Annotated in this window: 7 protein-coding genes; 3 read left to right on the forward strand and 4 right to left on the reverse strand. The window is 66.5% G+C overall.

Annotated features, from left to right (window positions below; translation table 11 throughout):
* Positions 1-106: 106 nt before the first annotated feature.
* Together ACFU95_RS50320 and ACFU95_RS50325 are read right to left on the reverse strand one after the other, a co-directional pair.
* Complete coding sequence (locus ACFU95_RS50320; protein ID WP_383844460.1) at positions 107-715, reverse strand: ester cyclase; 609 nt, start codon at positions 713-715, stop codon at positions 107-109.
* A 650-nt stretch (positions 716-1,365) separates the two neighbouring features.
* Positions 1,366-2,280 carry a fumarylacetoacetate hydrolase family protein gene (locus tag ACFU95_RS50325; RefSeq protein WP_383844462.1) on the reverse strand — a complete coding sequence of 305 codons (915 nt, stop codon included), beginning with the start codon at positions 2,278-2,280 and terminating at the stop codon, positions 1,366-1,368.
* Positions 2,281-2,363: 83 nt separating this feature from the next.
* Here ACFU95_RS50325 and ACFU95_RS50330 point away from each other — a divergent pair, with 83 nt between their 5' ends.
* Positions 2,364-2,537 carry a hypothetical protein gene (locus ACFU95_RS50330; protein WP_383844465.1) on the forward strand — a complete coding sequence of 58 codons (174 nt, stop codon included), beginning with the start codon at positions 2,364-2,366 and terminating at the stop codon, positions 2,535-2,537.
* Positions 2,538-2,991: 454 nt separating this feature from the next.
* Here the strand turns inward: ACFU95_RS50330 and ACFU95_RS50335 are convergent, their stop codons facing one another.
* Entirely contained in the window at positions 2,992-3,651 is a 660-nt protein-coding gene (locus ACFU95_RS50335; RefSeq protein WP_383844468.1) for an SDR family oxidoreductase, read from the reverse strand.
* 901 nt (positions 3,652-4,552) lie between these two features.
* Positions 4,553-6,409 carry a glycoside hydrolase family 3 protein gene (locus tag ACFU95_RS50340; RefSeq protein ID WP_383844471.1) on the reverse strand — a complete coding sequence of 619 codons (1,857 nt, stop codon included), beginning with the start codon at positions 6,407-6,409 and terminating at the stop codon, positions 4,553-4,555.
* 195 nt (positions 6,410-6,604) lie between these two features.
* On the opposite strand from ACFU95_RS50340, the gene ACFU95_RS50345 reads away from it, so the two are divergent.
* Both ACFU95_RS50345 and ACFU95_RS50350 read left to right on the forward strand, forming a co-directional pair.
* Entirely contained in the window at positions 6,605-7,408 is an 804-nt protein-coding gene (locus ACFU95_RS50345; protein WP_383844474.1) for a TrmB family transcriptional regulator, read from the forward strand.
* 227 nt (positions 7,409-7,635) lie between these two features.
* Positions 7,636-9,150, forward strand: coding sequence for an alpha/beta hydrolase-fold protein (locus ACFU95_RS50350; protein ID WP_383844477.1), 1,515 nt, complete (start codon positions 7,636-7,638; stop codon positions 9,148-9,150).
* Positions 9,151-9,590 lie beyond the last annotated feature (440 nt).

Raw genomic sequence — 9,590 nt, forward strand, 5'->3', positions numbered from 1 at the left:
GGTCTCCAAGACCACAACCAGGTCTTGGAGACCGACGTCACGCACGGGCCGCCCCACAATTCGCCAACAGCGTCCCTTCCCCGGGGGCGGGCCGTCTCATCTCAGGTCAGGCGAGGCCGATCTGCTGGTAGAAGGTCTGGTTGTCCCAGAAGAGAAACTCCTCTTCCATCACACCGCGCTTGTTCCAGAGGCCGACTGTCGCCATGTTGATGGAGAACTTCTTGCCGGTCGGCTGGATGAAGCCGCCCTTTCCGTCGGGCATGGGGCGCGAGAAGGTTCCCTGCATCACGCCCGTGACCGAGGTCAGGTTCTCCTTGGCGATCCGGATCGGATGCTCGGTGATGCGGGTGTCCGGGGCCCAGACGAACTGGCTCTTGAGGTCGGCGATGTGCCGCTCGATGCCGTCGGTGTAGTGGCCGTCGGGCCAGTGGACGCGAATGTTCTGGGCGTGGCTCTCACCGAGCCGGTCCCATTGCTGATTGGAGTACACGGCGAAGTCCAGCTCGTCGAAGACCTGGAGGTGTCTGCGCTCCGTGTGGGTCAGGTGGGCGGGCCACAGCGACTCGGTCTCCGGGGTGGAGGCGGGATCGCCGAGGAGTTCCGGGTGATGCGTCGCCGCGGTCGCCAGGTTGGTTCCGCTGGTCACAGCGGTGATGGCGAGTGCACCCAGAGCGGCGGCGCCTCCCCCACGGAGCATGTTTCTGCGATTGATCATGTGGTCTCACACTTCCCGTAGTGATTCAAGTTTTAAGTAAATCGACCGAAAGACCCCTTGAACCTTCAACAAGTAGAGTCTACTTCGGTCTGATTGAAGTTTCAATCATGTGAGGTGGAGTTCGGCGCCGAGTGCGGGAAGTCGGCCGACGTAGTGGAAGAACCTGGTTCCGGCACCCCGAGTGACATTCGGTGCTGCGCGGGGGCTGCAAGGGGCGTGATGAGCCAGGCCTGCCACACCCAAGTCGCGTGCAGTGCCAATGCCGGAAGCAGGCGGTCCGGGATGGGGCCATGTCGACCGGCGACGCGTTGACGATGCCGTTTGTGTGTGCCAGGGGGGTGTGGGCCCGGCGACGTGGTTCAATGCGTGCTGTTCGGCGACCCGGTAGGCCGTGGTACCGATCACCGAGGACAAGCCCACTTCCTAGTCCACGCGGTCACCTGGTAGCTCGCTGCCGGCTTGCGGGCCCGTGATGCAGGTCGGGCAGTTGCCCGGGGCAGGTGGTCCGAGCTGCGGGGGTCGCATCGGCTCGCCGCCGGGGGAGTGCGGTGGCCGAAGTTCAGTGGCGAAACTCCTGCCGGTTAGTGAACACGGCCATGGGGGCGGGAGTGAATCGATCGCCGCTCGATCTCGCCATGTCGGCAGCTCGGTCATCCATGAGCGGGACCGGACGGTCGCCGGGCGTTGCCGACACAGTCGCCAGATGCTGTTGGGCGGGGAGCCGTGCCGTGCGCCTCCTGCCAGGAGATGACTGGGCTGCGCAGGACGCCGAGGCCTTCGATCTCGGCCTCGATCTTGTCGCCCGGCTTGAGGTAGAGGCCGGCGGAGTCGGGGCTGTGGCCCACTGTGCCGGAGACGGGGCCGGTGGTGATCAGATCGCCCGCGCTGTATCCCTGGGGCGAGTGGTAGGCCACCAGCTCCGGGATGCTCACGATCATCCGGCTGGTGTGCGAGCTCTGCCGCGTCTCGCCGTTGACACGGAGCTCCATTCGCAGATCGTGCGGGTCGGGAATCTCGTCGGCGGTGACGATCCACGGCCCGAGCGGGCAGAAGGTGTCGATCGCCTTACAGAAGGAGAAGGCACCGGACTGCATCTCGCGTCGCTGGATGTCGCGCGCGGTGATGTCGTTGAAGACCGCGTAGCCGACAATATGGTCGAGCGCCTGCTCCGGAGTGAAGAACTTGCCCGGCTTGCCGATCACGACGGCGAGTTCGAGCTCGTAGTCCAGCTCACTGGTCAGGTGCTCGGGGTGGACCACCGGCTCGTCGGGACCCACGATCGCGTCGACGTTCTGGAAGAAGACGATGCCCTTGTGCATCGGGTGTGACCAGCCCACCTGCCTTGGCTCGCCCTCGTGCTCACGGTAGTTGCCCGAGGTGTGGAAGAACTTCTTGGGCACGATTGGCGCGCGCAGGTGCACCTGAGCCAGCGGGAAGGTGCGGCCGGTCTCGGCGACGGGCCCTTCCCGTCCGAAGAACTCCCGGGTATTCGGGAGGTCCAGCTCGACGACCGTTTCGCCGTCGATGTATCCGACCTGTCCCGCATCGAAGGTCACGAGCTTCATCAGGCACCCACCATGTTGTATCCGCCGTCGGCGACACCAGCCCGACGGTCGTGCGTGCTGCTTCCCCACTGACCGGGAACAGCGTGGCTCCCGCCAGCTGCTGCGGCCGCGGCATCCGGCTCAGCGGCGTCATCGCCAGGAGCTGCTCCCGGCGCCCGTTCCGCCAGTCCGCGCGTGACCCGGTCAGCCAGGTCGCCATGAACCTCGGTGTGAACGCGTCGACTCGAACCGTCGAGGTGAAGGCCGCCGCCTACTAGAGCATGGGAACTTCCGCGCACGATGACCGTGGAGCCGAATGCCGGCGACGGCACCGCAGTCCGGCTGCAGCATGCGATCACCGAACTCGTGCGTGCACGACGGCGGGCGCTTGAAGTCCATGGCGATCACCTGAACGAGCCTGTCCGGGGTGAGAACGAGCCAGGGCATCTGCTCCGAAGTGACGTCGTTCACCAGCACATTGATCCTGTCGAACGCAGTGAACGACTGCTTGGTCAGCGACCGGACGTCGTCCCCTGCGCTGACGTCCGTGCGTACGCCCCCAGCCCGGTGGCCCCGACGCACCGCCCTGCCGGGCGCCGGCCTCGGAACCCTGCCAGGAGGAGTTGTCGTGGACGGCATCGGATTCCTTGGTGGCTGTCCGTTGCGTCAGGGCCGCACCGAACCCCGCCCCGGCATCCGTCACCGCAAACTCCCTTTCTGCGGAGTGCGCTTTCACGCGAGGGTCCTTCCGGTGCTGCCGTGCAGGACCTGGCCCGTGACGAAGGCGGTCAGATCGGGAGGACAGGTCCGACCGGGGATCTTCTCAGGCGTACCGAGGCGTCCGGCCGGAGCCGGGGTGGCTGCCCCGTCCCTGACTTCGGGACTTTCCAGATGGCAAATGGTGTTAACGGAGCCGCGTGCCACGGCGTTGACGCCAACGCCCGCAGCCGTGCATTCGGGTGCGCGCAGCCTGGACGCCGAAGGCACGAACACCAAGTGGCCCGCCCGTTGTTCACACATGGTTCGTCCGGCCGCCTGCCCTGGCCGATAGGCGCTCAACAAGTTGCCCGCGGGGCTCAGCTGCCAGTCCTCGTCGAAGTGGCCGAGCAGTGACCGCCGGTCCTTGATCTCCACGGTGTGCATCAGGGTGTCCAGATCGCCGAGGCCGACTGCGGCCTTCTCCATCGCGGCGCGGCTGCTTTCCGCACTGCTCGGGTCGACCTGGGTAGGGAGGGTGGGGTCGGTGGCGTCTGTCAGCTGTTCCATTGCGACGTTGTTCGCGTCCGCCAGGGCTACCTGCGCCCCCGTGGAAGGGAAACCACATGCACACGCTATGCCGAGTCCGCCTGTCGACAGGACTCGTCTGTCTGAAGGGTCGAGATCAATATTCACCGCGCCACTCTCACTGACTGAAAGCCGCTTTCGAATTAGACAGACGGTACACAGGCTTCGGTTCGCGGGTCAACGGTGCGGACGTGGCCTGTTGCGGACGGCGGGCACCAGAAGGGGCAGCGGGAGTTGATGGCTCAGCGAGGAGGTCGGTAGCGAATCGACGCGCCGGGCAAAGAGCTGTGTGCCGTGTCGTGACTTCCATGTACCGCTGCCCGACGGTTTGTGTCCGCCCCGATGCGAAAGCGCTCGCTCTGGGGCTCGCCGCACTGTTCGGTGACTAGGAGCCCTTCGCAGTGGGCGCAGTCCAGCATGCCGCTCGTACGCGCACCTCCGTCGACCGGCAACTCACAGGATCCTCGCCCAGGAGGTCGTACAGGTCTGCGTTCCATCGCAGATCCCGCACGGAACCATGACGGCATCGTGGACGTAGCGGCAACGTTGCCGTGCAGACGGCCGATTGAGACATCGGCAGGCTTCTCGCCGGCACCAAGAAGCGCTTGTTGGAGACGTGTGACCTGACATCGAGGCGCCGCGGCTCCCGCAGCAGCCGGTCGAAGGAGGGCTGAACCGTCTCTCCGGTCTGCGCTGCAAGGCCTGGACGAAGCGCAGTGTCAGGCGTACGAAGCGATCACCCGTGGCGCACAGGCCACCGGACCACGCTCGTTCGATCTCGTTGACGCCAAGAAGCGCTGCTCGGCCCGCCCGTTGGTGCAGCGCTGCAAGTCCTCGGTGCCACGATCCACTCCGGCACTGCGACAGGCTTCACCGATTCAGCGGGGCCGCCAAGCTGAAGACCGCGCGCGCCCTGTTCGTCCGATCCACCTCATCGGTGAGGGGTACGACGAGGCGACCGGCGAACTGGGGCGCGGGCGGTCTTCGAGGTCACCACGCTGGTCGGATACTACTCACTGACGGCCTTGCAGCTGTGCGTCCTCTCCGAAGAGCACCTGTACGACAGTCCGTAGCCCCGATGGAACAGAGGGCGGACGGAGTCGTCCGGAACGTCTTCGAGCTGTGCCTCCACGGCCGCCATGGAGGAGGGCAGTTCGAAGGGGAGACGGCCGGCGGGCGACCGCTCGCCGAACAGTGTCTCCAGCAGGACGGCGTCCGACACTCCGTAGTTGGCCAAGATTGCATCGGAGTGTTTCATCACATCGGTGAGGACGAGTGGCCGGTCCAGCTTGGGCACGGCGACGGTCGGCACGCCCGCCGCGTGTGCCGTCTTGAGCGCTTGGAAATCATCCTCCGCGCCGGTGAAGTCGAGTCCGGTCAGATCGGCCCCGCCGGCCGGGTCGGTCAGTCGGACGACCGCCAGGTCGGCTTCGGCCGGGTCGCTCGTCACCGTCAGGCCACGGGCTTCGGCGCTCTGGGCGGAGACGCCGTGCAGATAGACGGTGCGCACCTTGCCCGCGCGGACGGGCAGCAGGCGCCGCTCATTGCGCAGGAGGGTCAATGACCTGCCCTGTGCGTCGTCACCGACCCGCTGGAACGCCTCGCCGCCCACCAGCGCCTCGGCTGCCACAGGGTCCACATAGGGGTTCTCGAACAGACCGAGCTGGAACTTCTGCAGCAGGATCCGGTAGGCGGCCTGGTCCACGCGTTGCTCGCTCAGCAGACCCCGCCGGACCGCCTCGACGATATGGGCGGGTTGGTTGGAGCCGCCGATCTGGTCCACGCCCGCGTTGATGGCCAGAGCGAATCGCTCCACGATCGTCCGCTCCTCCACCCCCCAGGGCATCCCCACTCCCCACGGGCCGACGAACGATGCGGGAGGGCGGTTGTCCCGGCACGCCTGCGGGCAGTCCCCGGTGATGGCCCAGTCCGAGAGGACCACCCCGTCGAAGTCGTAGCGCCCGCGCAACAGATCCTTCAGAAGGTAGCTGTTGAAGCCCGCGCCGACCTGCGGGACCTTGGTTCCCCGGTGGACCAGGTCCTTGAGGATCGAGTAGGTCGGCATGACCCCGGAGGTCCCGGCGTCGAACGCTCCGGTGAACGGCGTCAGGTGAGCGTCGAAGTCCCCGCCGGGAAAGGTGGCGTAGCGCCCGTAGTAGTAGTGGCTGTCGTAGCCGTTCTCCTGCGCGCCGTAGCCGGCCCAGTGCTTGGTGACCGTGGCCACGCTCCTGCCGCTCAACCCGGTGGACCCCGCCTGCATGCCCTCCACGTAGGCACGGACCTGCCTCTTCGCCTGGTGAGGGTCGGAGCCGAAGGTGCCGTTGATCCGTCCCCAGCGGGGTTCGGTGGCGATGTCGGCCTGGGGTGACAGGCTCTCGGTGAGCCCTACGGCTCGGTATTCCTGGCGGATGATGTCGCCCAGGCGTCGGGTCAGCGCGGGGTCGCCGGCCGCGGTCATGCCGGGAAAGTCGGGAAGGGCGGTGGTGCCGTTGCGGGGGATGGTCTGTCCGTCGGCCACGGCGAACCCGTTGCGGGGGTCGGTGGAGATGACCGCGGGAATACCCAACGGCTGCCGCTCGGCGAGTTCCTGGACGGAGTTGTTCGCGGCCGCCATCCTGTCCGGCGGGGCCGACAGGCGAGTGATGAAGGTGGTCACCGAGTTGTCGGCGATGAGCGGTGTCAGCGTGGTGAGGTTGTAGCCCTGCCCCGAGACTGGCAGGGTCCCGTGAACCATGAGACCGGCCTTCTGCGGCAGTGCCATTCTGCCCAGCAGGTCCATGGCGCGACGCTCGGGAGAGCGGCGCCAGTCCTCGTACGGCGTGAGGTTGCCATTGCGGTCGAGGTCACGGAAGCGCAGGCCGTCCATCGTGATGACAGGCGCGCTCCTGGAGCCGAGTTCGGGTTGCCGGTGCTCATGCGAGACGGCGGAAGCTGGGGGAACTAAGCCGGCCAGGACAGCGGCCAATGCCAGGATCTTCACAGACGTGTCTCCTCAGCCGAAGGGGAGCGACACGCGATGACTATCATCATTACTACCTCGGTAGGTAGTAGGAGGACGCGAATGGATCGGGACATCGTCGGCCAGTTGGTGAGCCTCGGGTTCTCCCAGTACGAAGCCCGGGCCTACATCGGGCTGATCGGTCAGGAGCCGATGACCGGGTATGCGCTCGGCAATCTCACCCAGGTGCCACAGCCGAAGGTCTACGAGACGCTGCGCCGACTGGCGGACAAGCGTGCTGTCATCCAGATCGGCTCAGATCCCGCCAGGTTCGTCGCTGTACCGCCCGATCACCTGCTGTCCCAGTTGGACGGCGACTTCTGCCGTCGGCTGGCCGAGGCGAAGGCGGGGCTCGCCGAGATCGGACGTGACCACGGCGAGGAAGAGTTGCGCGTGCTGCGCACGTTGCGTACCTGGCCGGCGATCGAACGGCGTGCGGTCGCCCTGATCGACGCCGCTGAACGACACGTTTGGCTCTCCGCGCATAGCGATCAGATCGACGGGGTCCGATCCGCGGTACAACGAGCAGACGTGCGCGGTGTCCGGCTGAATGTGCTCTGTCTGGGGGGCGCCGGCCCCGAGCTGTCCCGTGGGCAAGTGCGCAGCCATGACGGCGCGTTCGACCCCGACCGTCAGGCACGCAAGTTCGCGGTCGTCGCCGATGACCGGCACGCGTTGTGGGCGCAAGCCGCCGATGGTGTCCGCTGGGAGTGCATGGCCGCCTCCGACCCCCTGCTGGCGGCAGTGGTCACCGGCCATGTCCGGCACGAACTGCGCCTTCAGGCCGTTGTGGCGGACTTCGGGCCGGAACTTGAAGCCCGGTACGGGCCGGGTCTGGGCGACCTCCTCGCGCCTGGCACTGCGTAGCCGCGCCGTTCCCGGCGAAGGGGCGGGTGTTGACGGTGGGCGCCGACCGGCAGGACGAGTCACGCCTTCGAAATGCACGCGCCCGGACTTTAGTACCTACTACGGTAGTTAATGTGGTAGACCGATCTCCGCGAATCTCCCGCGGCCTGAAAGGGGTCGGTGTGTCACGCCATCGCCTGTCAAGAGCGTTCCTCTCCGCAGTGCTGCTCCTCGGAGCGGGCATCACCATGAGTTCACCCACCGCTGCGGCCCAGACGCCGAAGCCGCGCCCCGGGCCGGAGATCATCCACACCCGGTCCGGCCCGACCGGCTACTCCGTCACCTTCCGGTTCGACGCCCCGGCAGCCGCGAAGGTGCAGATCTTCGGCCAGTGGCTGTTCAGCGACGCAGCGCACTCCACCCTGACCAGCAGCGCCGGATGGACTCCGGCGCAATGGAAACCAGGAGCGTTTCCGTCCTACCGTCCCAACCAGCCTCCTCTGTGGTCGCTCAGCGACATGGAGCGCGGAACGGACGGCACGTGGTCCACGACGCTGCCGCTGCCATCGGGCACCTTCAACTACGGCTTCTTCGTGAACTGCGACTCCCCGGTCCTCACGGGCTGCACCCGGCTCCAGGATCCGGCCAATCCGACCTGGTCCGGCCCTCTCACCTACAGCCAGGTCTACGTTCCCTCCGACCCGCGTTTCGGAACGGTGGATCTCTCCTGGCAGGCTCCCCGCCGTAAGGGCATCGGCGAGCTGAGGGTGATGGCCTATCCGTCACCGGCGTCCACCTCCCCGCCCGGGAAGCACGACATGGTGGTCTACACGCCTCCCGGTTACGACCCCGACCGCCGCACCCCCTACCCCACGCTCTACCTCAGCCACGGGATGGGGGATGACGAACTCGCCTGGAGCACGCAAGGAGCTGCCAACCGGATCCTGGACAATCTCTACGCCGACGGCAGGGTTCAACCCATGGTCGTCGTGATGACCGACTTCAACGGCCTGGGCGGATGCGGTGGTTCGGCCGTCGAGTGCTACCGCTCCGATGTGCTCGACAGCGTCATCCCGTTCGTCGAGGACAACTTCCATGTCTCGGACCGGCCCGACGATCGCGCCTTCGCGGGACTGTCCGCCGGCGGACAACGAGCCAACGACCTCCTCTTCAACGCGACCGAAGAGTTCGGCTACTTCGGCAGCTGGAGTCTGGGCGGAGCGGGTGCCCCACCGGTCACCGACTCCCGATGGCAGAACCCCGCTCTGCGGACCCGGCTCGGGCTGCACGTGGGCGGTGGCCGCTTCGACGCGTCCCACATGAGCCAGGGGCAGGCCATGGCCTACCAGTCAAATCTGGAGGCCAACGACATTCCGTTCGTCGAGACGACTCTCGACGGTGTCCATTCCTGGGACGTCTGGCGCAAGCTGCTCCGCACCTTCGTCACCGATGTCGCCTTCAAGACCACCCACACCACTCTGAGCCTGAAGGAACCCAACAGTAAGGGCGAGAAGCAACGCTCGGCCGTGGCCACCGTCGGCGCCGCGACCGGCGAGCCCGCCCCACTGACCGGGCACGTCCAGTTCTACCTGGACGGCGTGGGCGCCGGGCACGAGGTCGGCGCTCCACAACGGGTACGCAAGGACGGGACGGCACAGCTCCCGCATCTGCCTCGCATGGTCGGACCGTATAGCGTCACAGCCGTGTACAGCGGGGACGGTCTGTACAGCGCAAGCACGTCAGTAGCCGTATCTGTTGACTGAAGCCCTCGGGAAACCTGCTGCCTGGAGGCCGAGCCGCGCCGGCCCCAGGCAGGCTTCATCGATTCCGCAAGCATGTGTGACCCTGCGCATCAGGCGCCCCTGTACCACCACTGAGCTGCCCCGAGTTTCGTAGCAGCCGATCTTGTGGGTTTCAGGCGGCGTTCGGAGTAACCGATGAACGGTAGTAGGCCGCCTCGAACTCCTCGCGTGGGAGGTAATCGAGTGCGGAGTGCAGGCGCTCGGTGTTGTCCCGGCCGACCCACTGCACGACGGCGCGTTCGACCCGTCTTTGGGATGTCCGCGAGCGACACGTAGCTGCTGCCGCGGATGGCGTAACCGGGCACGTAAAGCGCGTTGCAGAAGGCCGTGATCTGGGCATTTCCCTTGTATGCGTGGGGTGTTGAGGGCTGAGTCGTTGTGGGTGGAGACGTTCACGGGGC

The sequence above is a fragment of the Streptomyces sp. NPDC057623 genome (assembly GCF_042800355.1).
Classification (GTDB): domain Bacteria; phylum Actinomycetota; class Actinomycetes; order Streptomycetales; family Streptomycetaceae; genus Streptomyces.

Coding starts and splice junctions, on each gene's coding strand:
- ACFU95_RS50320 (WP_383844460.1), bottom strand. CDS start 715: ATGATCAATCGCAGAAACATGCTCCGTGGGGGAGGCGCCGCCGCTCTG.
- ACFU95_RS50325 (WP_383844462.1), bottom strand. CDS start 2,280: ATGAAGCTCGTGACCTTCGATGCGGGACAGGTCGGATACATCGACGGC.
- ACFU95_RS50340 (WP_383844471.1), bottom strand. CDS start 6,409: ATGGACGGCCTGCGCTTCCGTGACCTCGACCGCAATGGCAACCTCACG.
- ACFU95_RS50345 (WP_383844474.1), top strand. CDS start 6,605: ATGGATCGGGACATCGTCGGCCAGTTGGTGAGCCTCGGGTTCTCCCAG.
- ACFU95_RS50350 (WP_383844477.1), top strand. CDS start 7,636: ATGAGTTCACCCACCGCTGCGGCCCAGACGCCGAAGCCGCGCCCCGGG.